The sequence below is a fragment of the Sphaerisporangium siamense genome, assembly GCF_014205275.1.
Taxonomy (GTDB): domain Bacteria; phylum Actinomycetota; class Actinomycetes; order Streptosporangiales; family Streptosporangiaceae; genus Sphaerisporangium; species Sphaerisporangium siamense.
Genome location: NZ_JACHND010000001.1, coordinates 6,504,857 through 6,531,299, shown reverse-complemented (window position 1 = coordinate 6,531,299; position 26,443 = coordinate 6,504,857). Strand labels below are relative to the sequence as shown.

22 protein-coding genes are annotated in these 26,443 nt (G+C 73.3%); 12 read left to right on the top strand and 10 right to left on the bottom strand.

All coding sequences use genetic code 11. From position 1 onward, the window contains the following. Positions 1 to 38 precede the first annotated feature (38 nt). Positions 39 to 482, top strand: a complete 444-nt coding sequence (locus tag BJ982_RS29825) for a fasciclin domain-containing protein (protein ID WP_184885507.1) — start codon at positions 39 to 41, stop codon at positions 480 to 482. A 131-nt stretch (positions 483 to 613) separates the two neighbouring features. Here the strand turns inward: BJ982_RS29825 and BJ982_RS29820 are convergent, their stop codons facing one another. The 4 genes from BJ982_RS29820 to BJ982_RS29805 form a co-directional block, all read right to left on the bottom strand. Next, positions 614 to 814, bottom strand: coding sequence for a hypothetical protein (locus tag BJ982_RS29820; protein WP_184885505.1), 201 nt, complete (start codon positions 812 to 814; stop codon positions 614 to 616). A 25-nt stretch (positions 815 to 839) separates the two neighbouring features. Then, positions 840 to 1,778, bottom strand: a complete 939-nt coding sequence (locus tag BJ982_RS29815) for a Clp protease N-terminal domain-containing protein (protein ID WP_260413876.1) — start codon at positions 1,776 to 1,778, stop codon at positions 840 to 842. 162 nt (positions 1,779 to 1,940) lie between these two features. Then, a complete protein-coding gene (locus BJ982_RS29810; protein WP_184885503.1) occupies positions 1,941 to 6,212 on the bottom strand; it encodes a serine protease in 4,272 nt (1,423 codons plus the stop codon). 26 nt (positions 6,213 to 6,238) lie between these two features. After that, positions 6,239 to 6,550, bottom strand: a complete 312-nt coding sequence (locus tag BJ982_RS29805; protein ID WP_184885501.1) for a trypco2 family protein — start codon at positions 6,548 to 6,550, stop codon at positions 6,239 to 6,241. Positions 6,551 to 6,695: 145 nt separating this feature from the next. Here BJ982_RS29805 and BJ982_RS29800 point away from each other — a divergent pair, with 145 nt between their 5' ends. Continuing rightward, positions 6,696 to 8,384 carry a hypothetical protein gene (locus BJ982_RS29800; RefSeq protein ID WP_184885499.1) on the top strand — a complete coding sequence of 563 codons (1,689 nt, stop codon included), beginning with the start codon at positions 6,696 to 6,698 and terminating at the stop codon, positions 8,382 to 8,384. Between the two features lie 73 nt (positions 8,385 to 8,457). On the opposite strand, the gene BJ982_RS39880 is transcribed toward BJ982_RS29800, so the two are convergent. Genes BJ982_RS39880 through BJ982_RS29790 form a run of 3 tightly spaced genes read right to left on the bottom strand, consistent with a single transcriptional unit; the run spans position 8,458 to position 12,781 of the window. Next, a complete protein-coding gene (locus tag BJ982_RS39880; protein ID WP_239123115.1) occupies positions 8,458 to 9,783 on the bottom strand; it encodes a M20/M25/M40 family metallo-hydrolase in 1,326 nt (441 codons plus the stop codon). Beyond that, positions 9,780 to 11,660, bottom strand: a complete 1,881-nt coding sequence (locus BJ982_RS39875; RefSeq protein ID WP_307784646.1) for a S9 family peptidase — start codon at positions 11,658 to 11,660, stop codon at positions 9,780 to 9,782. The genes BJ982_RS39880 and BJ982_RS39875 overlap by 4 nt, the downstream gene beginning before the upstream one ends. Then, positions 11,657 to 12,781 carry a C39 family peptidase gene (locus tag BJ982_RS29790; protein ID WP_239123111.1) on the bottom strand — a complete coding sequence of 375 codons (1,125 nt, stop codon included), beginning with the start codon at positions 12,779 to 12,781 and terminating at the stop codon, positions 11,657 to 11,659. Before BJ982_RS29790 ends, BJ982_RS39875 begins: the two co-directional genes overlap by 4 nt. Before the next feature lie 156 nt (positions 12,782 to 12,937). Here BJ982_RS29790 and merB point away from each other — a divergent pair, with 156 nt between their 5' ends. Continuing rightward, positions 12,938 to 13,714, top strand: coding sequence for an organomercurial lyase (merB, locus tag BJ982_RS29785; RefSeq protein WP_184885497.1), 777 nt, complete (start codon positions 12,938 to 12,940; stop codon positions 13,712 to 13,714). Between the two features lie 9 nt (positions 13,715 to 13,723). On the opposite strand, the gene BJ982_RS29780 is transcribed toward merB, so the two are convergent. Next, positions 13,724 to 14,833, bottom strand: coding sequence for a DUF5925 domain-containing protein (locus BJ982_RS29780; RefSeq protein ID WP_221482395.1), 1,110 nt, complete (start codon positions 14,831 to 14,833; stop codon positions 13,724 to 13,726). A 242-nt stretch (positions 14,834 to 15,075) separates the two neighbouring features. Here BJ982_RS29780 and BJ982_RS40685 point away from each other — a divergent pair, with 242 nt between their 5' ends. The 9 genes from BJ982_RS40685 (at position 15,076) to BJ982_RS29735 (ending at position 24,947) form a co-directional block, all read left to right on the top strand. Continuing rightward, positions 15,076 to 15,855 (top strand): peptidoglycan recognition protein family protein, encoded by a 780-nt coding sequence (locus BJ982_RS40685; protein ID WP_184885495.1) that lies wholly within the window; start codon positions 15,076 to 15,078, stop codon positions 15,853 to 15,855. 56 nt (positions 15,856 to 15,911) lie between these two features. Then, positions 15,912 to 17,762 (top strand): methylmalonyl-CoA mutase family protein, encoded by a 1,851-nt coding sequence (locus tag BJ982_RS29770; RefSeq protein WP_184885493.1) that lies wholly within the window; start codon positions 15,912 to 15,914, stop codon positions 17,760 to 17,762. Then, positions 17,759 to 19,942: a methylmalonyl-CoA mutase gene (scpA, locus tag BJ982_RS29765; RefSeq protein ID WP_184885492.1), complete on the top strand. Its 2,184-nt coding sequence runs from the start codon at positions 17,759 to 17,761 to the stop codon at positions 19,940 to 19,942. Before BJ982_RS29770 ends, scpA begins: the two co-directional genes overlap by 4 nt. Continuing rightward, entirely contained in the window at positions 19,929 to 20,924 is a 996-nt protein-coding gene (gene meaB, locus BJ982_RS29760) for a methylmalonyl Co-A mutase-associated GTPase MeaB (protein ID WP_184885491.1), read from the top strand. Before scpA ends, meaB begins: the two co-directional genes overlap by 14 nt. A 188-nt stretch (positions 20,925 to 21,112) precedes the next feature. After that, positions 21,113 to 21,463, top strand: coding sequence for a hypothetical protein (locus tag BJ982_RS29755; RefSeq protein ID WP_184885490.1), 351 nt, complete (start codon positions 21,113 to 21,115; stop codon positions 21,461 to 21,463). 56 nt (positions 21,464 to 21,519) lie between these two features. Next, positions 21,520 to 21,969 (top strand): MarR family winged helix-turn-helix transcriptional regulator, encoded by a 450-nt coding sequence (locus tag BJ982_RS29750; protein WP_203959066.1) that lies wholly within the window; start codon positions 21,520 to 21,522, stop codon positions 21,967 to 21,969. Continuing rightward, positions 21,963 to 22,328 (top strand): DUF2203 domain-containing protein, encoded by a 366-nt coding sequence (locus BJ982_RS29745; protein WP_307784632.1) that lies wholly within the window; start codon positions 21,963 to 21,965, stop codon positions 22,326 to 22,328. The genes BJ982_RS29750 and BJ982_RS29745 overlap by 7 nt, the downstream gene beginning before the upstream one ends. An 81-nt stretch (positions 22,329 to 22,409) precedes the next feature. Next, positions 22,410 to 23,915: a bifunctional phosphatase PAP2/diacylglycerol kinase family protein gene (locus BJ982_RS29740; protein WP_184885489.1), complete on the top strand. Its 1,506-nt coding sequence runs from the start codon at positions 22,410 to 22,412 to the stop codon at positions 23,913 to 23,915. Between the two features lie 84 nt (positions 23,916 to 23,999). Then, positions 24,000 to 24,947: a hypothetical protein gene (locus tag BJ982_RS29735; protein ID WP_184885488.1), complete on the top strand. Its 948-nt coding sequence runs from the start codon at positions 24,000 to 24,002 to the stop codon at positions 24,945 to 24,947. A 149-nt stretch (positions 24,948 to 25,096) separates the two neighbouring features. On the opposite strand, the gene BJ982_RS29730 is transcribed toward BJ982_RS29735, so the two are convergent. Continuing rightward, a complete protein-coding gene (locus BJ982_RS29730; protein WP_184885486.1) occupies positions 25,097 to 25,366 on the bottom strand; it encodes a TFIIB-type zinc ribbon-containing protein in 270 nt (89 codons plus the stop codon). Between the two features lie 35 nt (positions 25,367 to 25,401). Continuing rightward, complete coding sequence (locus BJ982_RS29725; protein ID WP_239122972.1) at positions 25,402 to 26,427, bottom strand: aminoglycoside phosphotransferase/kinase family protein; 1,026 nt, start codon at positions 26,425 to 26,427, stop codon at positions 25,402 to 25,404. Positions 26,428 to 26,443 lie beyond the last annotated feature (16 nt).

Here is a 26,443-nt window from a genome sequence, read left to right as displayed (position 1 = left end):
CTCCGACATCCTCGCCCGTGGGCACGGGGTGCGGGACGTTGCCGAAGTCCGGCCCGGGCAGCCTGGCCCAGCTCGCCGGGGAACCGCTGGTCACCGCGGCCTCGCACATCCCGCAGCTGTCCAGCATGGTCGCCGCGGTGAAGAAGGCGGGCCTGGAGGACGCCGCCAACTCGGCCACCGACATCACGGTGTTCGCGCCCACCAACGACGCCTTCGCCAAGATCCCCAAGGACACGTTGAACCGGCTCGAACAGGACAAGCAGCGGCTCGCCCGGCTGCTCGCCCACCACATCGTCGAAGGCCGCAAGACGCCCGCCGACCTGAAGAGCGGCAGCCTCGTGACCCTGGACAGCGGCAGGCTGAAGACCGGCGAGTCCAACGGCACCTACACCGTCGACGGCGCCAAGGTCGTCTGCGGCAACATCCAGACCCGCAACGCGACCATCTACATGATCGACTCGGTCCTCCAGCCGGGCGGCTAGTCGTCTGGTACGGGACGACGCGATCACGATGATTCTGCGGAGAAGTGCGGGCCTTCGGGTCCGGTGTGGCCGGCGACATCCACACCGGACCCGAAGGCTTTCATGCTTCGGCGACGCACCTCGCCGGCATGTCAGCGGGTGAGGAGGAGGACGGGGAGGAGGGCGAGCAGCCAGAAGGTCCCGATGGCCGCCGCGGTGAGCGCGACCCGGGCGGCGGGTCCGGGGGAGCGCCCCGGAGGCCGGCTCCCGGCGTCCCCGGCACGAGCGGGCACGCGCACCCCCGCGCTCATCCGGCGCTCGCTCGGCCGGTTCCCCTGAGGGTCGTGCCCCATCGGGACTTCTCGGTTCCTCGCGGACTCATTCCGGGCTTGGCGCGCCGAGGGTGCGCTCCAGGCGCTCGACGCGCTCGACGAGCGGGCGTACCTGCTCCCGCACCACCGTGGCGATCAGCTCTGCCGGATTCGCCGTGCTTTCCGCACCCGCGGCGGACGCCTCGCCCGGCCGGGCCGGGGTTCCGGTCGCGGACTGGGCGGCGGGTTGCGCGGAGGGGGTCGGTCCCGCGCCGAATGTCTGGGCCCGCAGGTGGACGTAGCCCGCCAGGGCCGCCGTGACGGCCCGGCGCGTCAGCCGTGGCTCCGCGCCGAGTTCCCGCAGCACCTGCCCGGCGGTTCCTTCGGGCTCGGCGACCAGGCCGAGCAGCAGGTGCTCGCAGCCGACGTAGTTGTGGCCGAACGAGGTGGCCTCGGTGACCGCGAGTTCCAGCGCGCCGGCCGCCGCCGCGCTGAAGTGCCGTGACGCCCCGCCCTCCGAACCGCCGGTCGCGCCGAAGGCCCGCGACGCATCCTCGCCCGCGGCGGGCGTGGCGGAGCGGGCCGTTCCGGCGGGGGCGTCCGGTTCGGCGTCGGGCCGGCGCTCCAGGGCGCGCCGGACGGCGGCGGGGTCGATGTCGATGGCGCGCAGGACGTGGAGCGCCAGGTTGGTGCCCTCGTCGACCATGCCGGCGAGCAGGTCGCCGGTGCCGACGGACGGCCGGCCGGCGGCGCTCGCCCGGTCGATGGCCAGCTTGAGCACGGCGTGGGTGCGGGGGGTGAAGTGCGGCAGCCGGTCGCTCAGGTCGTCGGCCGACAGCTCGCCGAGCGCGGTCTGCCGGATGGCGGTGACCCGGCGCACCGCCTGCTCCAGGGCCCGCTGGCAGACCGCGGAGACGGGCACGCCGGCGTCCTTGACCGCCTCGGCGAGCTCGTCGGGCACGTACACGTTGATCTTGGGCATGAGGAGGCTCCTGATCCCGAGCATGGGGTCATGATGGGGTTACCTCATACTTATACACCCATTGGGGTTAGAGATTCCAGTCTCTATACCCCCATCGCGTCGGACGGTGCGGCGGGTGGGGGCATGGCCGGGACGCGAGCAGGCAGTCCAGGACGCGGTCATCGTTGGGAGGCTGCCTGAGATCCCTCAGCCCTCCCAGGAGAGCTCGCGCTTCCCGACGCTGTGGGGGCTGGAGGTCTGTCCCGCGGCCTGAGCAGGCCGCCCGCCCGCCTCTCCGGGCGGGCGGGCCCGGTTGCCGCCACCGGCGAGCAGCTCGTCGGCGATCAGCGGGAGCGCCCGCGGTTCCGTCGCGTGCAGTGTGTCCAGGGCCGCCGTCCAGGCCGGTCCACTCAGCACGCGCGCCAGCAGCCGCCGACCCCGGGCCGGCTCGACGATCCTGGACAGGGCCACCAGGATCTGCGCCTGCCGGTCCGCGTCCTCGATCTCGGCGGCCAGTTTCTCGATCCGGTCCGCCAGGTCGCGGGCGGCGGACGGCCCAGCACTGTCCACGATGGCCCGCAGCAGGTCGACGAAGGCCCTGAGCTGCGAATCGGGATGAGTGATGCGCTGGGGGACCAGCAGCGACTCCGCGCGCCGCGCCGCCTCCGCCACCGTGTCCTTTCCGCCAGGGGCGGCCCTGACCAGCACGGCGAGCGCCTGAGCCATGTGGTCGGCGGTCGGAATCTCTTTCACGGCGATGCGGAGTGCGGCGGGCACCTCGCGACGGTCGACGAGCGCCGTCACGACCGCGACGTACGCGCGTGCTCGGACGGCCGTCGCTTCGATCTTCCTGACCAGGGTGAGGGCATCTCCCACGTGCCCGAGAGAGGCGCACGCGACCGCCACGTCGGCCAGCGCGTCGGCCGACAGATCAGGAAACGGGATGCCACGGGCCAGCCGCTTGGCCTCGCGCAGCCGGCCCGCACCGACGAGCGCCTTCGCCAAGGCGGTCACCAGCCTCGCTTTCCTGCCCTCATCCCGCACCTGCTCGACCAGCTTCCCGGCTTCCTCCAGCAGCGTGCGCCGGGGCGCTGGATCGCTCGCCGCGGCCACGGCGAGCAGCGCGTTCACGCGGTGGTCCGCCGGCAGCTTGCGCGCCAGCTTCTCGGCCCGTGGGAGCGACCCTCTGGCGGCCATGAGCCGGATCAGGTCGGTATGGACCTTGTCCCGCCGATCGGCGTGCGGGATCTTTCGCGCCAGATTGAGGGCCCGGTCCGTGTCGGGGATCTTCTCCACTTCCACCACCATGGCCAGCGCCCTCGCCCGTGGTTCCAGGTCGGGCAACGACAGAGCAAGCTTCTCGGCACGGTCGAGCTCTCCGTGGGCGGCGAGCCCCTTGGCGACCCACACCATCGCTCTGGCCTGGTTCTGCGCGCCCCGGATCCGGCCGAGGACCACGGACTCGGCCCGAGCGGGGTCCTGGCCGGCGATCAGCCGCACCAGGTCGCTGAGCACGCTCGTCTGGACGTCCCTGTCGCGGATGACGCAGGCCAGCGCCTCGGCGCGGTCCAGGTCCCCGGCCGCGGCGACCGCTCTCGCGACGGGCACGAGCACCTGCGGCGGCCAGACCCGTGCCTGCGGGCGCGCCAGTTCCTCCGCCCTCATGGCCAGGGCGCGCGCTAGATCGCGATCCGGTACCGTCCCCGCCACCGCGACAAGCGCCTGAACCCTTTGGTAGGGGCTCTCTATCGAGTCGATCACCGTGTCGGCTTCGGGATCCGCGCAGGCGCCGAGCACCCCGGCCACGGCGACCATCGCCCGCGCACGCCGCCTTTTGTCCTTCACGTGGCAGGCCAGTGCCTTCGCCTGCCCGGCCAGGTCGAGCGCCCACGGCCGGTCGCCCTGTTTGGCGATCTCCCTTGCCACGATACAGAGCGCGTTCGTACGCATGGCGGGGATGGGGACGGCTTCGGCCAGTTCCACGGCAAGATCCAGATTGCCGGCCGCGCTGACCGTAGCGGCCAGCGCGGTCAGGGCGTGCGCACAGGCGTAGGAATTACGCCCTGGCTTGACCGCCAGGTCCGCAGCCCGTTCCACGTCACCGCAGTAGGCGACGGCCGTCACCAGCGCACCGAGGGCCCGGTCGTGACCGAGCTCGCCGGCGATCGTCTCGACCGTCGCCACGGCGCGCTCCGTGACAGCCGGGATCCGGTCCCGGTCGCCGCCGGCGAGCGCCCTCATGATGTGGCTCAGTGCCCACACCCGCTGCCTCATCAGCGGGATCCGGTCGACCAGGGCCTCCGCCCGCGCCACGTCCCCGCATACGGCGGCCGCCTTCACCACGGCGGTCATGGCCCGGGCCTGGTCGTCCAGGTCGACGACCGACCGGACGAGCTGCTCAGTCTCGTCGAGGAGGTCGGCGGACCGGCTCGCCTCCGCCACCGCGGCCAGGGCCCGGACCCGCTGCGCGGTCTCCTCGATGGAGCGGGCCAGCCTCTCCGCGGCGCTCGCCTCTCTCCGGTCCGCCATCGCCTGCACGACGGCTCCCATGGCCGAGCCTCTCTGCTCCATGTCGTCGATGGAGCACGCCACGGATTCCGCCCTGCGCAGGTCGCCCGCCTCCGCCATCGCCCTCGCGACAGCCGACAGAGCCGCGGGGCGCGCGTCCGCGTCGACGATGGAGTCGGCCAGCCTCTCCGCCCGCTCGTGGTCGCCGAGCCTGGCCCAGAGAGCGGGCAGCTCGACAGGTGGCGGTGCGGTGGCCTTGCTGAGCTGTTCGCGGGCGACGGCCAGGCGCGCCAGGGTGACCAGATCGGGGTCGGCCTCACCGCCGAGCCTCTGCTGGGCGGCCGTGAGCTCCCCGAGGGCGGCCGACTCGCCACCCACGAGTTCGCGCATCCGCTCGTGGCGGGCACGGTCGAGCGCGTAGTCCAGCAGGCGCGCCCGGTCGGTCAGGAGCCGGCCGTACGAGCGGAGGAGGTACGCGGGCGTGCCTGGCGGCCAGCCCTGTTCGCGGTAGGAGTCGGCCCATTCGTGGATCCGCCCCCTGTGCAGTTCCACCTGCTCGACGAGCTCCTCCTCGGCTCTCCTGTGCAGCGTCTCGTGGGCGTACACGTATCCGTCGGCGGTCCGGGTGAAGATCGGGTTCCAGAGCCGGCCGCGGACCTCGTTTCGCTCCAGCTTTGTCAGCTTGGCGAGGTCGTCCAGTGTGAGCGCGCCCTGGGCCGCGGCGACGGCGCCCAGTAGCCTCTTATCGCCCGGCTCCTGGCTCGATGTCTCGAACTGAAGGCCGGCCTTGCTCTGCATGACCGCGGCGTGCGCGCTCGGCTGCAACGACCAGACACGGCAGCGGCGCAGCGGATGATCATCGCGCACGTCGGTGGGTATCCCCGGGTGGGGCCGGCCGGTGACGAGCACGCGGACGCCCTCCGGCGGATGGAGGGGAAGCAGGGAGGCGATGCTGGAATACGGGTTCGTGTCCTCGTCCAGCCCGTCCACGACCAGTAAGAGGCGCTTGCCCCCGGCCAGGCACCGCTCTGCCGCTTTCGTCAGGACGTCCGTCAGGACGCCGTCCGGCCGGGGCGCGCCGCCAGGGATGCCCGCGATGTCCGCCAGTTGCCCGCCCATGTCCTGGAGGAAGGCGCCCGCGTCGGCTCGGGAGTGGTGGACGAAGAAGGCAGCCACCCTGACCCCGTCCGGCGGGTTGAGGACGAAGGAGGAGACCAGCGCGCTCTTGCCCGCCCAGGCGGGTCCCTGCAGCCAGAGATACGGCTCATCGCCGGCGCAGAATTCGGCGAGTTCCGCGAGTTCGCGATCGCGGTCCCGGAGCCCCCCCGCGGGGCGCAGTTCTTCCGCGCCGGCCTGGTAGCCGTGGCCATTCCGCCCGGGAAGCGGGTTCACGCTGGGGGGCTCGCCCGCGTAGCCGATCTGCGCGCGCTGCTCCGGCGTCAGCCGCTCCCAATCGACGGGCTTGGCCGTCAGGTGTGCGGCTCCCTCTGGATGGTGATTTTCCTGGATGATTCCGACGAGCCGGTCTCGGACGAAGAGCGCGGCGCCCGACATCCCTTTCCAGGGGGAACTTTCTGGGTTCTCGGCCGGGGGACGATCGACGCCTACGTGAAGGGTGTTCGTGTAGCGGTTCGACAGGGGCAGGATAGAGCCCTTGACCTGGGCGCTGTCCCGCACGTCCTCCCGCCACTTCCACAGCGGGAAACCGACAGCCTCGCACGGTATCTCGGTGGCGTGGCGCTCCACGAGTCCGTAGCGGACAGGCGAGAGACCTTTTTCCGGCGGGACGCGGAGTGCTGTCACTTCGCCGACCGTCCACAGCATCTCGGCGGGCACCTTGTGGTCAAGGTCGGCGGTGAAACGCGCCTGGACTTTCCGCGCGCCTTCGACCACGTGGGAGGCGGTCAGGACCACGTCTGCGGTCACCCGGTAGCCGGAGCCGAGCTTCATCTTCCCATCCGGCAGATCCACGATGATCTGCCCGGCGCGGTTCTTGCTCAGCGCTCGCCCTCCTGCCCGAGCCCTGAGATGTACGGTGACCTGTCCTCCTCCTTGGTCGACCCCTTCACCTCGGGCGTGAGCGTGAGCTTCACCCGGTGGGTCTGCGCGTCGCTCATCTTGGCGTCGGCGCCGGTCTCCAGCACCCAGAACTTGACCTTGCCGTTCAGCGAGGCCTCACGGGTGACCGCCATCGTCACCTCCAGTTCGATGGGCCCCACCCCGAACTGCAACTGCTCACCGTCGGCGGACTTCATCGCCTTCGTCAACTCGGTGCGCAATTCCTTGATGACGGTCGAAAGCTCAAGCACGGTGGCTCCTGTAACACAGATGGGTCCCGTAGAAAATTTATTGCATAATCTATACATGACGTGGCGCGTTATGTCAGGCCGGGATAGTCAGGTAATCGTCGGCTGGCCGGAGCGGACGTCCTCCTCGCGGAGGAACACCGTCACCGTGACCCTCCCCGCCGGCGTCGAGGACCACGTCGCGGCGGTTCTGGAGGCGTGGACCGGCAAGGGCCTGGAGATCTCCGATCGGCGCTCCAAGATGATGTTCGTGGCGGGCGAGGGTCCCGACGTGATCGCCTACTACGCCGTCCTCTGCGGCCTGGCCAATCGATGGGTCGACGTCCAGGTCAAGGGCGTGGCATTGGACATGCCGCAGATCTACGAGGAAGGGCGCGGGTTGAGCGACGCAGGCCGGTCGTCGCCTCCGCCGAAGTGGGCCCAGGTCGGCGGGGAGGATCCTCGCCACATGCCACATGTGGCCTTCGAGCCTGGAACACCGCTGAGCCCGGAGGCCGTGTCAATGATCCGCTGGGCCTCCCGGCTGCGCATGGTCCCGCCACGTCGCGTGAAGCCCGCTCTTGAGTGTTTCGCGCTCGTCGCCGGGATCCGGGAGACCAAGGGCCATCATTGGCCCGTTCTCTCGACCGGCCTCGAACCGGAACCGAAGAACAAGAACACCTCCGGCCAGGGGATCGATCTGGAGAAACTCTGGCAGCGGATCAGCATGAACCGGCGGCGCCGGGTGCGAGACGATTACGAAATCGTCGAGGCCGAAACCGGGCGGGAGGACTATCGGAAACTGGCCGACGCGAACGTCACGCCGATCGACTCCGTCCTCCTTCGACTGGGGAGCTCCGCCACCACCGACGGTCCTCCTGTCTGGGCCTGTCCCCGGCCGGACAGGCACAAGGAGAGGAATCCGCGTCCCACCCTGCGGATCCGCGACAACAAGGCCGGGTGCCACGTCTGCGACAAGGAGCCTCTGACCCCGGCCCAGCTCGTCGCGGACACGTTGGAGATCACGCCCGACGAGGCCGCCGCCTTCATCGTCGACCTCAAGTGCAGCATCGATCGTCCCTCTCGCGGGTACCCTCGCCCCGAGCTGGTCGCCCCACCGCCCCCCGGCACCCTCGTCACCGCCCGCGTCATCGCGAGCAAGCCGGACAGGTTCGACTGCGAGATCTACGACGCGGGGGTCGGATACCGGCGAGAAGCGGTCATCTGGCGCCCTGATACCGCCAACCTGCCGAGTGGGGTCGTCCCGCTACAGCTCCGGCGGGGTGACGTGGTCACCGCACTCACCGCCGAGTTCCATCGGGCCGCTCCCGGCAAGAGGGGCTACTGGCAGCTTTCGATCACCGATCCCATGCTGGCCGTCCGGGCGATGGCGTCGCAGGTCTCGGAGATCATCGATGGCAGGATCGTCGTCAAGCAGGTCGCGCGGGTCATGGGAGCCTGCACCAAACTGGTGGTGGCCCCGACCGTGGAGCACCTGGACGCGAGGGGCGCGTGCACGAGTGGCGATGGCATCCGCTGCGAGGCCGCGCGGCGTCTCATCAACAAGCCCAGGGGCCGCGAGCACCTGCAGATCATCGTCTACTCCAGTGACCGGCATCAGTACCTCGTGAACGCCATGCACCCTGCCGTGGCCGTCGAGGTGCTCATCCGAGGTGACAATGCGATCGTCGCCGTGCCGCCGCTGCAGGTGCCGAGCGGCGTCGGGCAGGGGGGTGTCAACGCGGAGCTGGCGGGCAAGCTGACCGGCCTGTACGTCGAAGCGGTCGCCGCGGGTACCGACCTGGAGGTCGCCATGAGCGACTTGCAGGACCGCAGACGTCGCCGCAGGACCGCCTGACGGGGTCACTGAACCCATTCCGGCCACCGCGAGTTCGAACGCGCCGGCGGCGGCCGTGCTGAAGTACTGCTTCCTAGACCCCCATCGCGTCGGACGGCGCGGCGGGCCGGGGCGTGGCCGGGGAGGTGAGCAGGCGGTCCAGGACGCGGACGCCGAACTCCAGGCCCGCGACCGGCACGCGCTCGTCCACGCCGTGGAACATGCCGAAGTAGTCCAGCGACGGGTCCAGCAGCAGCGGCGCGAACCCGTACCCCCGGATGCCGAGCCTGGCGAAGGACTTGGCGTCGGTGCCGCCGGTCATGACGTACGGCACCGGGCGGCCCGCCGGGTCCTCGGCCAGCAGCGCCGCGCACAGGTCGTCGAACAGGCCCTCGGTCGGGGAGGCCACGCCGTCCTCGAAGCTGACGAACTCCCGTGTGATCTTCGGGCCGAGCAGCCGGTCGACCGTCTCCAGGAACTCGTCGCGGAACCCGGGCAGGAACCGGCCGTCCACGTGCGCCTCGGCCGTGCCGGGGATGACGTTGACCTTGTATCCGGCCTCCAGCATGGTCGGGTTGGCCGAGTTGCGGATCACGCCCTTGAACAGCGTCCCCGCCCGGCCGAGCCGCTCGGCCTCCTCGTCCAGCCGGTCCAGGTCGATCGTGGTCCCGAGCGCGCGGCCGAGGCCGTCGATGAGCCGCGCCACGGCGGGCGTGAGCCGCACGGGCCAGCGGTGGTCGGCCAGGCGCGCCAGCGCCCGGCACAGCTCGGCGACCGGGTTGTCCACCGGCGGCTTGGAGCCGTGCCCGGCCACCCCGTGCGCGGTGAGCTTCATCCACGCCGTGCCCCGCTCGCCCACCGCCACCGGGTACACACGGGCCCCGTCCCCGCCCGCCTGGACGCTGAAGCCGCCCGACTCGCTGATCGCCTCGGTGCAGCCCTCGAACAGGTCGCGGTGGCGGGTGACCGCGTACCCGGCGCCGTACTCGCCGGTGGCCTCCTCGTCGGCGAGGAACGCCAGTACGAGGTCGCGCCGCGGACGCCGCCCGGTGCGCGCCCACTCGCGCACCAGTGCCAGCGTCATGGACAGCGTGCCCTTCATGTCCACCGCGCCGCGCCCGTTGACGCACCCGCCCTCGATCTCGCCGGAGAACGGGTGCAGCCGCCACTCCGCGGGGTCGGCGGGCACGACGTCCAGGTGCCCGTGGATCAGCAGCGCCTCGGGGTCGTCCCCGGGGACGCGCGCCACCACGCTGGTGCGGCGGGGCGCCGACTCGAACACCATGGGTTCGATGCCCGCCTCGGCGAGCAGCCCCGCGACGTACTCGGCCGCCGCGCGCTCGCCCGAGCCGTCCGGCGTGCCGTCGTTGGTCGTGTCGATCCTGAGCAGGTCCGAGCAGATGCCCGCCACCTCTGTCACTTCGGTCCTTTCAGCGTCAACGGCGGCACCTCGGGGGTGGGGAGGCCGAAGATGAGCCCGTAGAAGGCGAGCTCGGCCTCCAGTGCCGCGATGATCGTCTCCTCGCGTCTCCAGCCGTGCTGTTCCCCGGGAAAGGTCAAATAGGCCCACCGGCCGCCGTGCGCGTCCAGGGCCGTGACGAACCGCTCGGCCTGGCCCGGGTCGACGATGGCGTCCTCCAGGCCGTGCAGCAGCAGCGCGGGCCCGGACGCCTGGTGGGCGTGCAGCGTGGGGGAGCGGTCCAGGTAGCGCTGCCGGGTCTCGGGCAGCGGGCCGATCAGCCCGTCCAGGTAGCGGGACTCGAAATCGTGGGTCTCCCGGGCCCACCCCTCGGGGTCGGTGATCGCGTAGTGCGCGACGCAGCCCCGGAAGGCGTCGCTGTGCACGAGCGCGGCGACCGCCGTCCAGCCGCCCGCGCTGCCGCCCCGGATGGCGAGGCGATCGGGGTCGGCCAGCCCCGCGGCGGCCAGGCCCCGGGCGACGGTCTCGCTGTCGCGCACGTCCACGACGCCCCAGTTGTGCCGCAGCCGCTCCCGGTAGGCCCGGCCGTACCCGGTGGAGCCGCCGTAGTTGACCTCGGCCACGCCGATGCCCCTGCTGGTGAAGTAGGCGATCGACAGGTCGAACACCAGCGGGCTGGACCCGGTCGGCCCGCCGTGCACGAACATCACGTACGGCGACGGCACGCCCTCGCGCGCGCCGCGCGGCGGGTAGACGTGGGCGTGCACGCCGTCGAAGACCATGGCCTCGGGCGTGGGCAGCAGCGCCGGGTCGGGCAGGTCCTTGGCCGAGGAGAGCACCTCCTGGGCGCCGGTGTCCAGGTCCACCCGGACCACCTCGAACGGCCGGTGCGTCGTCGTGGCCACGCCCACCACGCGCCGCCCGTCCGGCGAGGCCGACAGGGTGGCGGCCCACCAGCTGTAGTCGCCGCCGACGTCGGTGAGCGCGCCGGTGGCGGGGTCGAGCACGCTCAGCCGCTTGACGCCGGCCGTGCCGTGGACGGCGGCGATCCTGTCGCCGGCCAGGGCGAACCAGCACGAGCCGAGCTTCCAGACGGCGTCGCCGAACTCCTCCGGCATCGGCGTCAGGTTCTCGGCCGGGCCGCCGTCCACGGGCACCAGATGGATGTTCCACCAGCCCGTGGAATCGGTGACGGCGTACAGCGCGCCGTCGTCGCGCCACTCGGCCTGCGCCACGGACTCCTCCGGGCCGCCGGCCACCACCCGGTACGGGCCGGCGGTGCCGTCCTCGCGCAGCGGCGCCACGCACAGCTCGGTGCCGTCCCACGGCATGTTGGGGTGGTCCCAGCCGATCCAGGCGACCTGCCGTCCGTCGGGGGAGACGCGGGGGTTCATCAGGAAGTGCTGGGCCGTGGCCACCACCCGCGGCTCGCCCCCGGTCAGCGGCACCGCGACCAGGTCGCGCCGCACGCCGGTCTCGCGCACGCACCACACCTCGTCGCCGTGCAGGATCAGGTCGGCGTACCGGGACGGGCCTGGCGGGCTGATCGGCTGGGGCTGGGTGCCGGGGTCGAGCCGGTCCAGGCGGTAGAGCCGCTGGTCGGCCCAGTTGGTGAACACCAGCCCGCCGTCCGGCAGCGCGCGCCAGGAGCGCCCGCCGTACTCGATGACCCGGTTGCGCGCGTTCCAGCCCGGCGGCAGCACGTCGTGCACCCGGCCGTCCGGGGTGCGCCGGACCACGCAGCGCCTGCCGCCCTCGGCGGGGCGCGGCTCGTCCCACCAGACCTCCTCGCCGTCCGGCGCGGGCACGATGTCGGCCCAGGTGGGGCGGTCGCCCACGCGGGCGACGTCGGCGGCAGTGACAGCGGACTCGATCACCAGTTGCCCTCTGCGGTCGGGACGGGAAGCGGGACGTCGCGCGGGTGGATGACATGGACGATTCCCCCGCTACCGGTCGTGCGTAACCACACGTTCTCGAATGCGGCCCGGGGATAGATTCTCTTGACCGTGCCGTCGGTGGGCGCCGCCGGATCGTTGGCGATCACGTCGCCGTCCGGGGTGAACCCGGTGACGACCATCAGGTGGCCGCCGGTGGAGTACCCCGAGCCGGGCAGCTCGCGCTCCCGGAACGCCTGCGAGGTGATCACCGGGATGCCGGCGCGGATGAAGCGTTCCAGCTCGGCCAGCGAGCGCAGCCGGGTCACGAAGCCCTCCATGCCGTACCGCCCGGCGTAGGCGACGGCGAACGGCCAGTTGCCCGTGCCCTGGTAGCTGTGGTCGTACATGTCGCGGGCCGCGTGGTCCACGGCCGGGCACGGGTCTGCGGGGTCGACGAAGGACAGCTCGGCGGGGCCGGGCCCCGCGCCCCAGTACTGCAGCACCATGGTCACCGAGGCGGGGCTGCACCAGGAGTCGCCGCCGCCGCCCCACTGCGGGTGGTGGCCGGAGTGGACGCGCTGCGAGCGGGACGGCACGTCCAGCGCCACCCCACGCGCCTCGCCCGGCAGGCTCACGGCCCCGCCGCCGCGCGCGGGCGGCGCCGAGGCCATCACGCAGGCCGCTCGCACCCTGGCCCCCGTGCCGTGCAGGGTGATCCGCAGCCGGTAGGCCACGACGGGACGGGCGGCCACGAAGGTGTCCACGGCGACGTCGCCGTCCTGGTCGCCCTGGCCGGGCAGCGACGAGCGGTGGATGTCCTCCTCGCCCTCCGCCCAGCGGCCCATGTCGTACCACTTGGTCAGCCCGCCGGTCACCGTGCGGGCCCGCAGCTCCACCCGCAGCCACGACCCCTTGGGCGCCGAGGCCGTCCAGGACGGCACCAGCTCGGCGGCGGGGAATCCGATCTCACGCTCCTCGGAGGTCCACCGCGTGTAGGGCCAGGTCGTGGCCTCGCCGCCGAACGGGTCCAGGAACCCGGCCACGCCGCTCTCCGCGGGGACCATGGAGGTCCATCGGTGGAGGACGACACGGCTGGGACCGGCGGGCGACGGGGTGACCACCTTGCCGATTGTGGTTCGGGGGTCGCCGGGGCGCATCGGATGGTTTACGTATCGATGATCCACGCGCCCGCGCCCCTTCCCCGCCGTCCCCGCCCCATGGGGGGACACGCCGGAGCATATGGCATCGACCCAGGTCAGGAGGGTATCGTCAGACTCATGCACGATCTGGCAGACGTGCGGGTCTTCGTCTACCGGTCCTTCGCCGAACGGGGCGGCCCGCCGGTCACCGAGGAGGTCGCCGCCGAGTTCGGCATCGGCGCGGACGAGGCCCTCCAGGCGCTGCGCGCCCTGCACGACGCCCACTTCCTCGTGCTCGACGCCGACCGCCGGCGGATCGTCATGGCCCACCCCTGGTCGGCGGTGCCGCTCGGCTTCGTCGTCGCGGGGGAGCGGATGAAGTGGTGGGGTGGCTGCGCCTGGGACTCCTTCGCGATCCCGGCCCTGGTCGGCGAGCCGTGCCTGGTCGCCACCCACTGCCCCGGCTGCGGCAGGGCGCTGGCGCTGGACGTCTGCCCCGACGAACCGCCCACCACCGACATGGTGGCCCACTTCCTGGTGCCGATCCCGCGCATGTGGGACGACGTGATGTTCGCCTGCGGGCACCAGTCGCTGTTCTGCGCCGAGGAGCACGTCGGCCGCTGGCTGCGTGAGACGCGCAACCCCCGGGGCGTGCTGCTGGACCCGCGCACCCTCTGGCTGCTGGCGACGCGCTGGTACGAGGGCCGCCTCACCCGCGACTACCGCAGGCGCACCCCGGACGAGGCGCGGGCGCTGTTCCAGGAGCTGGGCCTGTCCGGGCCGTTCTGGGGCGACGACGCCCCGCGCGAGCGGCCCGCCGCCGCGACGGGCGGGCTGCCGCGCACCGAGCCCGCTCTGCTGGTCAGGTGCGGGCCCGCGGCTACCTCTCCGGCCGGTCGCCGGCCGGAGAGGTAGCCGCGGGGTTCAGAGGTAGAGCCCCGTAGTCTCGGGCGGCGCGGGCGGCACGGCGGGCCCCCGCCCCGAGCGCAGGGCGAACAGCTCCGCCAGCGACGCCCCGGCCGCGCCGATCCCCTCGGAGGTGCCGAGCCACGCCGCCGCCTCCTCGTGGGACAGGCGTCCGGCCTCGATCTGGGCCAGGCAGCGCCCCGGGCGCACGACCGCCGGGTGCAGCCGGGCCAGCTCCTCGTTGGTGGTCACCGCGACCAGCACGTCCCTGCCCTGGCCGAGCAGCCCGTCGGTCAGGTTGAGCAGCCGCGACAGGCCCTGGCCTGTGGCCTCCTTGGCCTCGGCGCGGATCAGCTCGTCGCAGTCCTCCAGCACCAGCAGGCGCCAGCGGTGGCCGTCGTCGTCGGAGTCGTACCCGACGGCGACCTCCATCAGGTAGCCGGGGTCGGCGAACAGGCGCTCGGGGTCGAGCACGCAGTCCACCTGGCACCAGTCGGCCCACTCGCGGGCCAGGGCGCGCATCGCGGTGGTCTTGCCGGTGCCCGGGGGCCCGTGCAGGAGCAGCAGCCGCCCGTCCACGGCCGCGGGCGTCACCCGCATGACGTTCTCCAGGACGCCGCGCGCGGCGGTGGAGTAGTTCTCGCGGATCGTCGGCCACAGCGGAGCGCTGATCGGCCGCTCGGTGCGCCGCGGCCCGCGGGCTCCGGTCCACCAGAAGCCCATGTCGACGTGGCCCTGGTCGTGCGGCGGCGGCTCGACCGCGTCCTTGGTGCACTCCTCCAGCACCGAGCGGGCGAGCTCGTCGCTGACGGCGGTCACGGTCACGACGGCGGCGCGGTTGCTGAACCTGACGACCCGCAGCGTCCAGCCCTCCCCGCACGCCAGGCGCGAGTCGCGGCCGTCCTGCTCGCGCGCCGCGCGGGTCAGCCGGGCACGGGCGGGCATCAGCGCGGCGTCGGGCCGCACCCGCTCCAGGCTGGCGGTGCGCGCGTAGGGCTGGTTCCCGTTGGCGAACGGGGACAGCGCGAGCGCGTCGATGACATCGATCGGCGAGTCGCCGTCGTCGAGCCACACCCGCATGGGCAGGGCTTCGGCGGCGGGGAAACGAACCTCCTCCACAATGGACATATATTCATGATTCATGCTGATTGCGGGGGAAGTCCAAGCATTTTCTCTCAAATCTGCGAAAGTTGGTGGCATCGCCAAACCGACATCCGCGAACTTCGCGTGGCGGCATCGGCATGCGGATAGGGTTGGCGAGATGCGGATTCCGCTCGCCACGGGCTCGGAGGCGCCGGGGGTTTGAGCCAGGGGGGTGAGGACAGGGGTCCGCCGTAGTCAGGAAAGCCCCAGTCCCCCTGGAGATGTCCGTGGCCATCGACATCGTGTCGCGCAAAGACTGGGGAGCCCGTGCCCCACGAGGCTCCTATTCCTCGCTGTCCCGTAACAAAGGCGTCAAGGTGCACTACACCGGCGGCCGGGTCGAGCCGTCGATCGTGGACGACCACGCCCGCTGCGTCGCCATGGTGAAATCCATCCAGAACTTCCACATGGACGGCAACGGCTGGATCGACATCGGATACAGCATGGTCGCCTGCCCGCACCGCAAGGTCTTCGTCGGCCGCGGCCCCGGGCACGTCTGCGCCGCCAACGGCGCCGGGCTCAACACCGACCACTACGCCGTCCTGGCCCTGGTCGGCAACTCCGGCCTCGTCCAGCCCAACGACGAGATGCTGCTCGGTGTCCTCGACGCCATCGACTACCTGCGCGAGCGCGGCGGCGCCGGGAGCCAGATCAAGGGCCACCGCGACGGCTACTCCACCGACTGCCCCGGCGACGCGCTGTACGCCTGGGTGAAGAAGGGCGCCCCGCGCCCCGGCGACGGTGAGACGCCGCCCGACCCGGATCCGCAGGAGCACCCGAAGTTCCCCGGCCGGCTGCTGAAGTACCCGCCGATCACCCGCGGCGAGGACGTCCGCACCTGGCAGGCCCAGATGAAGAAGCGCGGCGCGGCCGTCGACGTGGACGGCGCCTACGGTCCCGCCTCCCGCGAGGTCTGTCTCGACTTCCAGCGCGAGCAGGGCCTCGACGCCGACGGAGTCGTCGGCAGGCTCACCTGGGACGCCGCCTGGGAGGCCCCCGTCTCCTGAGCCGCGCGGGGGTCCCGCCGTCACGTCCGGTGAGCACACGGCTTACCATCCGGGACATGAGGGTGCAGCCAGAGCAGTTCGACCCGGCCGCCGGGTTCCCGCCCGCCTCGCGGGACGACTGGGCCCGGCTCGCCCTGGGCGTACTGCGCAGATCGGGCGTCGAGCCCGACGCGCCGCAGGAGGCCCTGGCCGCCCTCTCCTCCCTGGCCTTCACGACCTACGACGGCGTGACGGTGGCTCCCTTGTACGACGCCGCAGATCTTCCCGCCGGCTCAGGGCCGCCCGGCTTCGCGCCCTACGTCCGAGGCGCCCGGGCAGTGGGCGGCGCGTGGGACGTCCGCCAGCGCCATGCCCACCCCGACCCGGACACGACGCGCGAGGCCGTGCTCGCCGACCTGGAGAACGGCGTCACCTCGCTGTGGCTGGTCCTCGGCGAGGGCGGCCTGGACCCGGCGCACCTGCCCCGGGCGCTGGAGGGCGTCTACCTCGACCTCGCGCCCGTCGTGCTGGACGCCGGAGCCGGTACGGCCGCCGCCGCCGACGCCTACCTGCGGCTGGCCGCCGGTCGCGGCGTCACCCCCGCGGGCGGCAACCTCGGCGCCGACCCGCTCGGCCTTCAGGCGCGCACCGGCGCCCGGGTCTCCCTCGACCTGGCCGGGCTCGCCCGCCGCGCCGCCGAGTTCCCCGGGCTGCGGGCCGTCACCGTGGACGCCACGCCCTACCACGACGCGGGCGGCTCCGACGCCGAGGAGCTGGGCTGCTCGATCGCCACCGGTGTCGCCTACCTGCGCGCGCTCACCGACGCCGGCCTCACCGTCGAGGAGGCCCTCGCGCAGATCGAGTTCCGCTACGCCGCCACGGCCGACCAGTTCCTCACGATCGCCAAGTTCCGCGCGGCCCGCGTGCTGTGGGCGCGCGTCGCCGAGGCGTGCGGCGCGCCCGGCCACGGCGGGCAGGCCCAGCACGCGGTGACCTCCTCGGCCATGATGACCGCCCGCGACCCGTGGGTGAACATGCTGCGCACCACCCTGGCCTGCTTCGGCGCCGGCGCGGGCGGCGCGCGGGCCGTCACCGTCCAGCCCTTCGACGCCCGCCTCGGCCTGCCCGACGCCTTCGCGCGGCGGATCGCCCGCAACACCCACGCCCTGCTGGTCGAGGAGGCCGGTGTCGCCCACGTCGCGGACCCGGCCGGCGGCTCCTGGTACGTCGAGCGGCTCACCGCCGACCTGGCCGCCGTGGCCTGGGACTGGTTCCAGGACATCGAACGCGCCGGGGGAGCCGGGGCGGCGCTGGAGCGGCTGATCCCCGAGCGGCTGGCCGCCACCTGGGCACACAGGTCCCGCGACATCGCCCGCAGGATCTTCCCCGTCACCGGCGTCAGCGAGTTCCCGAACCTCGGCGAGAAGCGCCCGGCCAGGCCCGCGGCGCCCGAGCCCGCGGGGGGCGGCCTGCCCCGCGTGCGCTACGCCGGGGCGTTCGAGGACCTGCGCGACCGCGCCGACCGCGCCGACCGCGCCGACCGCGCCGACCGCGCCGAGCCCCGGCCGCGGGTCTTCCTGGCGACGATCGGCCCGGTGGCCGCCCACACCGCGCGGGCGTCCTTCGCCGCCAACCTCTTCGAGGCCGGCGGCCTGGCCACCGTCGCCTGCGGCCCGCGCACCGACCCGGCCGAGATCGCCGAGGAGTTCCGCCGCAGCGGCTCGGCCGTCGCGTGCCTGTGCTCCAGCGACCGCCTGTACGCCGAGCACGCCGCTCCGGTGGCCGCCGCGCTGCGCCGGGCGGGCGCCACGCGTGTCTGGCTGGCGGGAAAGGGCGAGTACGAGGGAGTGGACGCGGTGCTGCACGCCGGGTGCGACGCGCTGGACGTGCTGCACGCCACCTTCGACGACCTGGGAGTGGCCCCATGATCCCCGACTTCACCGAGGTCGCGCTCACCGGCGGCGAGCCGGCCCCCGCGGGCGTGGACGCCTGGGCGTCCGCCGTGCAGGAGCAGACCGGCAAGAGCCCCGCCGACCTGGTCTGGGACACCCCCGAAGGCATCGCCGTGAAGCCGCTCTACACCGCCGAGGACCTGGACGGGCTGGGGTTCCTGTCCACCTACCCCGGCGTGGCGCCCTTCCTGCGCGGCCCCTACCCGACGATGTACGTCACCCAGCCGTGGACGATCCGTCAGTACGCGGGGTTCTCCACCGCCGAGGAGTCCAACGCCTTCTACCGGCGCAACCTGGCGGCCGGGCAGAAGGGGCTGTCGGTGGCGTTCGACCTGGCCACGCACCGCGGCTACGACTCCGACCATCCGCGGGTGGCGGGGGACGTGGGCATGGCGGGGGTGGCGATCGACTCGATCTACGACATGCGGCGGTTGTTCGACGGCATCCCGCTGGGCGAGATGTCGGTGTCGATGACCATGAACGGCGCCGTGCTGCCGATCCTGGCCCTGTACATCGTGGCGGCCGAGGAGCAGGGGGTGCGGCCGGAGGAGCTGACCGGGACCATCCAGAACGACATCCTCAAGGAGTTCATGGTCCGCAACACCTACATCTATCCGCCGGCGCCGTCGATGCGGATCATCTCCGACATCTTCGCCTACACCTCCCGGCGGATGCCGAAGTTCAACTCGATCTCCATCTCCGGCTACCACATCCAGGAGGCCGGGGCCACCTGCGACCTGGAACTGGCCTACACCCTGGCCGACGGGGTCGAGTACCTGCGGGCGGGGGTGGCGGCCGGGCTGGACGTGGACGTCTTCGCGCCGCGGCTGTCGTTCTTCTGGTGCGTCGGCATGAACTTCTTCATGGAGGTCGCCAAGCTGCGCGCCGCCCGCCTGCTGTGGGCCGGCCTCGTCCAGGGCTTCGGCGCCAAGAACCCCAAGTCGCTGTCGCTGCGCACCCACTGCCAGACCTCCGGCTGGTCGCTGACCGCGCAGGACGTGTTCAACAACGTGGTGCGCACCTGCGTCGAGGCGATGGCCGCCACCCAGGGGCACACCCAGTCGCTGCACACCAACGCCCTGGACGAGGCGCTCGCCCTGCCCACCGACTTCTCCGCCCGCATCGCCCGCAACACCCAGCTCCTGTTGCAGCAGGAGTCCGGCACGACCCGCGTCATCGACCCCTGGGGCGGCAGCGCCTACGTCGAGCGGCTGACCTACGAGCTGGCCCGCCGCGCCCACGGCCACATCCAGGAGGTCGAGGCGGCGGGCGGCATGGCCAAGGCCATCGAGGCGGGCCTGCCCAAGCTGCGCATCGAGGAGGCCGCCGCGCGCACCCAGGCGCGCATCGACTCCGGCAGGCAGCCGGTGATCGGCGTCAACAAGTACCGCGCCGGCTCCGACGAGGACATCGAGGTGCTCAAGGTCGACAACTCGGCCGTGCGCGCCCGGCAACTGGACAAGCTGCGCCGCCTGCGCGAGGAACGGGACGAGGGGGCGTGCCGGGACGCGCTGGAGGCCCTCACCCGCGGCGCCGCGGGGGACGCCAACCTGCTGGCCCTGGCCGTGGAGGCCGCCCGCGCCAAGGCCACCGTCGGCGAGATCTCCGACGCCCTGGAGAAGGTCTTCGGACGGCACGCCGGGCAGGTCCGTACGATCAGCGGGGTGTACCGCGAGGAGGCCGGCGACGCCGCCGGAGTCGAGAAGGTCAGGGCCGCCTGCGCGGCGTTCGCCAGGGACGAGGGGCGACGCCCGCGCATCCTGGTCGCCAAGGTCGGCCAGGACGGGCACGACCGGGGCCAGAAGGTGATCGCCACCGCCTTCGCCGACCTCGGCTTCGACGTGGACGTGGGCCCGCTGTTCCAGACCCCCGCCGAGGTCGCCCGCCAGGCCGTCGAAGCCGACGCGCACATCGTCGGGGTCTCCTCGCTGGCCGCCGGGCACCTGACGCTGGTGCCCGCCCTCCGCGACGAACTGGCCGCGCTCGGGCGCGACGACATCATGATCGTCGTGGGCGGGGTGATCCCGCCGGGCGACTTCACCGCGCTGCGCGAGGCCGGCGCCGCCGCCATCTTCCCGCCCGGCACGGTCATCGCCGACGCCGCGCTGGACCTCCTGCGCGACCTCTCCGCCCGGCTGGGCCATGCCGGCGCTTGAGTCCTACGTCCAGGGGGTCCGCGAGGGGTCCGTCGGCTGGATCGCGCGGGCGATCACGCTGGTGGAGTCCACCCGCGCCGACCACCGGGCGCTCGCCCAGCGGCTCCTGGTCGAGCTGACCCCCCTGTCCGGCAAGGCCCGCAGGATCGGGATCACCGGCGTGCCCGGCGTGGGCAAGTCGACCTTCATCGACGCCCTCGGCGTCCACCTCACCGGGCAGGGCCTGCGCGTCGCCGTCCTGGCCGTGGACCCCTCCTCGACGCGCACCGGCGGCAGCATCCTCGGCGACAAGACCCGCATGGCCCGCCTGGCCGCCGACCCGGACGCGTTCATCCGCCCCTCGCCCACCTCCGGCACGCTCGGCGGCGTCACCAAGGCCACGCGCGAGGCCATGGTCGTGGTCGAGGCGGCCGGCTTCGACGTCGTCCTGGTCGAGACCGTCGGGGTCGGGCAGTCCGAGACCGCCGTCGCCGACATGGTGGACACCTTTCTGCTGCTCACGCTCGCCCGCACCGGCGACCAGCTCCAGGGCATCAAGAAGGGCGTGCTGGAGCTGGCCGACGTCATCGCGGTCAACAAGGCCGACGGCCCGCACGAGATGGACGCGCGCAAGGCCGCCAGGGAGCTGGCCGGCGCGCTGCGGCTGCTGCGCGCCGGGGGCGGCGGGTGGGACATCCCCGTGCTGACCTGCAGCGGGATGGAGGGCGCCGGGCTGCCCGAGCTGTGGGACACGATCGTGCGCCACCAGGACCGGCTGGAGGCCTCGGGCGCCCTGGCCGACAAGCGGCGCCGCCAGCAGGTCGGCTGGACCTGGACGCTGGTCCGCGAACGTCTCCTCGCCCGGCTGCTCGACCACCCGGAGGTCGCCGCGCTCGGCGCGGAGGTCGAGCGCGAGGTCCTGGAGGGCACACTGACCCCGTCCCTGGCCGCCGACCGCCTGCTCGCCGCCTTCGGCCTGGAGCCCGAGCCGCCCGCCTTCTAGGAGGCACGGACGACCGGCGCGGGTCCTATCGGTACAGAAGCGCACGGGCCGTCCGGCGGCGCGGCGGTTACTCGCGTGGGTACGGCGGTCACTCGCGGGAGGAGAAACGTCCCCCGGGGGCGACCGCCGGGCCATCTGATCGACACGGCGGTGTCACTATGGCGACACACTCTGTGACGGAGGTGCGCATGAGCCAGGATCCGACGCGGCCGGACGCCGCGACGCGAGCGGCCGGGGACGACGCGCCGCCCGCCGGACGCCGCGGCGGCGCCCCCGAGGCGCTCTCCGCGTACGCGCGGCTCATCGGTCTGTGCGGCACGGCCGGGGAGGAGAGGTTCTTCCGGGCCGCCTTCAGCCGTGCGCGGCCCTGGGAGCACGGCGAGATCGCGGTGGGCTGCGGGGAGGGCGGCGAGCAGCGCGCCCGGGTCCTCGAAGTCGACGCCGACGAGGTGCTGCGCGACGCGCTGGGCGAGGAGCCCGAGCCGCCGCGGCCCTCCGGCGGCCCCGTGCCCGTGCCCGCGGCCCCGGCGGCCTCCTGACCTCCCCGGGGGAGCGGTCCCCGAGGTCCCGTCCAAGGTCATATAGGATGGCGGCCATGAGCATGCCCGCCGGAGAACGGCTGGGGTTCGACATCAAGCGCGTCGAGCAGGAGCTCATGGCGGCCAGGAGCGCGGCGGTCAGGCCCGCCCGCCTGACGGCGCCGCAGTACGCGGCCCTTCTCGCCCTGGCCGACAATCCGGGCGTCTCCTCGGCCGCGCTCGGCCGCGCCTGCCGTGTCACGCCCCAGGCCATGACCGTCGTGATCAGGAATCTGGAGCAGCGCGGCCTCGTCCGGCGCACGCCGAACCGCTGGCAGCGCAACGTCCTGGAGACCCACCTCACCGAGGCGGGGTGGCGCGCGCTGCGGCTGGCCGACGAGCGCGCCGCGGCGATCGAGCGGCGCATCGCCGAGGAGTTCACCCCCGAGGAGCGCGACACGCTGCGCTCCCTGCTGGCGCGCTGCTCCAAGGCGATCAACGAGAAGGGCGGTTCCCGGCCGTGGTGAACAAGGTCTTCACGGTCGAGGAGGCGCGCGACCTCATGCCCGAGCTGCTGCGGCGCGCCGCCCTGCTGATAGCCATGCGCGCCGACCTGGCCGAGCTCGGCCACGACCTCGCCGCCACGGGGCTCTCCCACCTCGGGGGCATCCCCGAGGCCAAGGCGATGGAGGCGCGCGTCGCCGAAATCCTCGGCTGGTTCGACGAGCAGGGCATCGAGGTCAAGGGCGTCGCGCCGCTGCTGGCCGACTTCCCCGCCGTGCTGTCCGGCGCGTCGGTCCGCCTGTGCTGGATCGAGGGCGAGACCGCGCTCGGCTGGTACCACCGCAGCGACCTCGGCTTCCCCGGCCGCCGTCCCCTGCCCTGACCCGGAGCCGGACGTGAATCGGAGCGGCTCGTGTGACTGCCTGTGGCCCATGTGGGCACTAACCAGGGCATGTGGAGGGTCATGACCGAGCGCACGCCGATCAGGAAGAGGCTCGGCGCCGTGGACCGGCGCCTGTTCCGATCGGTCGCCGACGCGCACCTGCCCGGCTTCGACCGCGTGCTGCCCCGCCTGTCGCGCGCGGCCGACAACTCCCTGCTGTGGGCGGGGGTCGCGGGCGCCATGGCGCTCACCGGGCGCCGCCGGATGCGCCGCGCGGCCACCCGCGGCCTGCTGGCCATCAGCCTCGCCAGCCCCGTGGTCAACCTGCTCGGCAAACAGGCGTTCGCGCGCAGCCGCCCCTCCATCGTGGACTTCCCGCTGGCGCGGCTCGGCAGGATTCCCTCGTCCCACTCCTTCCCCTCCGGCCACTCGGCGTCCGCCGCCGCGTTCGCCGCGGCCGTGGCGATGGAGGCCCCCGCGCGGGTCGCCGTGCCCGTCGCGGTCACCGCCGGGGCCGTCTGCTTCTCCCGCGTCTACACCGGCGTCCACTACCCCGGGGACGTGCTCGCCGGCGTCGCGCTGGGCCTGACCGCCGCGGTCGTCACCACGCGCCTGTGGCCCGGCCAGACCGTGGACGGCGACGCCCGGGTCGCGGCGACCGCGCCGCTCATCGACCTCGACCCCGACGGCGAGGGCGTGGTGGCCGTCGTCAACGACGCCGCGGGACGCGACCCCGGCACCGCGTCCGCCGTCGCCAAGGTGCTCCCCAAGGCGGAGGTCATCGAGGTCCAGCCCGGCGAGGACCTGATGGACCGGCTGCGCGAGGCCGCGGGCCGGGCGCGCGTGCTGGCCGTGGCGGGCGGCGACGGCACGATGAACTGCGGGGCGCAGGTCGCCATCGAGCACGGCCTCCCGCTGCTGCCCATCCCCGCGGGCACCTTCGACCACTTCGCCCGCACCCTCGGCCTGGAGACCATCCAGGAGGCCGTCGCCGCCTACCGCGCCGGGCACGTGGTCGCGGTGGACGTCGGCGAGGTGGCGGGGAAGGTGTTCCTCAACACCGCGAGCCTCGGCATCTACCCGCTGCTCGTGGACCGCCGCGAGCACTGGGAGAAGCGCATCGGCAAGTGGCCGGCGCTGGTGCTGGCCATGGCCGACGTGCTGATGCACGACCGCCGTCCCCAGGAGATGCTCGTGGACGGCGTGCGGCGCCGCGTGTGGCTGCTGTTCGCGGGCAACTGCGCCTACGAGTCGCGCGGGGTCGCGCCCACGCGCAGGAACCGCCTGGAGGACGGCGTCCTGGACCTCAGGCTGCTCACCGCCGCCTCGCGGCTGCCCCGGCTGCGGGCCCTGGCGAGCACGGTGCTCGGCGGCACCGGGCTGTCGCGCCACTACGTCCAGTGGCGCGCCGACACCCTCCACGTCGCGCCCCTCGCCTCGGCGGAGCGGCGGGCCCGCGCGCGGGGCGCGGCGGCGGCGGAGGAGGAACTGCGGCTCGCCCGCGACGGGGAGACCTTCTCCGCGACGGGGCCGCTCGTCTTCAGCAAACGGCCGAGATCTCTCCTGGTTTTCCGCCCTATCGAGTGACCTGCCGGTTTTGGTCAGATACAACGGCATACAAGGGTGACATACGAACTTGACGCATCGGTGAAGCTCGTCGATCATGTCCGGATGAGCGCCCACCGGCGGTCTCCCGCCGCGCTTGCCGTGACCCTCTCCCTGGCGACGGCCCTGGCCGCCTGCACCTCCGGCGAGCCCTCCGCGCCCGTCCGCGGCCCCGTGGACTCCGCGCCCGCCGCCAGCCCCACGCCGGACCTCGCCGGCGCCTACCGCGAGACCCTCAGGTCCGCGGCCGGCCCGCTCGGGTCCGCCCTCGACGGCCTGCCCAAGGCGCGCACGCTGAAGTCGCTGGACCAGCGGCTCGAACGCGCCCAGAGCGCGGCGGGCGACGCCGTGGAACGCCTCGTCGCCGCCAGCCCGCCGGCCGAGATCGGCGCCGAGCACTCCGACTACCTCGCCGCGCTGCGCGGCCTCGACGGCGACCTCGGCACGCTGCGCGACGCCGTCGCCGGGCACGAGCTGTGCGCGCCGTCGGCCGTCCTCGCCCGGCTCGGCGGGACGGACGGGTACGGCGCGGTCAAGGACGCGGGCGGCGAGCTCGCGGCCAAGGGCGACTACCCGGCCGACGTCGCCCGGCTGAAGACGCCCAAGGAGCAGTCCCGGCGGCTGTCCAACGGGGCGTTCATCCGCCGGGGACCCCGCGGCGGGCTCGGGCACCTGATCGTCAAGAACGGCGCGACGTCCGACACCGTGATCAGCGTGGTGCGCGGCAAGAGGGCCGTCACCCGCTTCTACATCCGCAAGGGCAAGAACGTCACGGTCACCGGCGTGCCGGACGGCACCTACAAGGTCTACTACACCAGCGGATCCGACTGGGACCGGCGCACGCGCGCCTTCACGCGCGACTGCCTGTTCAAGAAGTTCGGCAAGGACCTGGCGTTCAGGACCCAGCGGACCGCCACGTACATCAGGCCCATGTCCTGGACCATCACGCTGCGCCCCGTCATCGGGGGCAACGTGCGCAGCGTCGAGGTGGACCCGGAGGACTTCCCCGGCTGACCCGGCGCCCGCCCGCTCGGCGGAGCGGGCGCACGGGAGCGGTCACCCCGCCGGAGCGGGACACGAGCGGGACACGAGGGAGACACCGCCGGAGGCTCGGCACCGGCGCCGCGAGAGCGCCGGTGCGTGCGCCGTGTCCCGGCCGCGCGTCAGCTCGAGAAGAGCATGCCCACCCAGCTGCGCTGGTGGTGGCCCCGGTGGTGTCCGTGGTGGGGGGTCCCCCACGCCGGGCCGCCGTGGGCCGCGGGCGGCGGCGGAGGCGCGGAGTAGGTCTGCTGCGCCCACTGGTTCTCGATCCTGGACAGCGTCTCCAGCTCTCCGTAGTCCAGGAAGATGCCGCGGCAGTTGTCGCACTGCTCGATGTGGACGCCGTTGCGATCGAAGGTCCGCATGGTACCGCTGCACTTGGGGCAACGCATCGAGTCGTTCTCCTTCAGGCTGGACTCAGGCGACCCTACCGCGTGGCGGCGGCTTGGGTGATCCTCCCGCAGGAGGAGACGAGGGTCCGCTCGACCTCGTCGAGAGGCCTGCCCTCCGCGCCCGCCGCCGCCACCGCCGTGGCCGCCAACTGCACCGTCAACGCGCGGGCCGGCACGTCCAGTTCCCGCCACGGATCCCCTGCGGGGACGGCGGATCCGCCCGCGCCGAGGTAGGCGCAGAGGAACCGTTCCCACAGGTCCGGGGACAGCAGTCCGGTGGCGTACCACGCGGCGGGGCGCGCCAGGTCCCAGGCGGCCACGCCCACGCCGAGGTCGTCCACGTCGATGAGCGCCCACGCGCCGCGATGGCGCACGATCTGCCCGAGGTGCCAGTCGCCGTGCGTCACCGCGTGCGGCCCTTCCGCCCGCGCCGCGGGCACGAGGCCGGACGCGGCGGCGCGGGCCTCGCGCGGCAGCGTGGCGAAGGCGGCGCGGATGACGGCCACGGGCGCCGCGTACGCCCCGCCCGGCCCGTTCCGCCCTTCCGATGCCTGCCCGTCCAGTGCGTCCAGCAATGCGACAGCGCGGGCGACGCGCGCCGGACCACCGGCCGGCGGCAGCGCGCGCGACAGGGGCACACCGTCCGGTGGTGTGGCCTGTGCGCCGTCCACGGGGCTCGCGGCCGAGCCGTCCAGGGGAGTGTCCAGGGGTGTGGCGTGCAGGCGGGCCAGCAGCACGGCCGCCGCCTCCCACGGCGCGGCGTCCGGGTCGCCCGGATCGACCGGCTCGCCCGCCGGCCAGACGGTGACGGGCCGGCCGGCGACGTGCCCGACGCGCGGCGAGGCCGGGGGCAGCAGCACGCCGGGCAGCGCCGCGGCCATGCGCAGCCGGGCGGCCAGCGCCGTCTCGTCGGTGTCCGGCGGGTGCGCCTTGACGACCAGGTCGCCGGAGCGCACCACGGTCACCTTGGTGTCCTTGAGCACCGTCCACGGGCCCCCGCCGACGAGGGCCGCGAGGGACTCGGCCAGGGGAGGGGAGGTCAACGCGCCTTCGCCGGTCACCGGTCCAATCTACGCC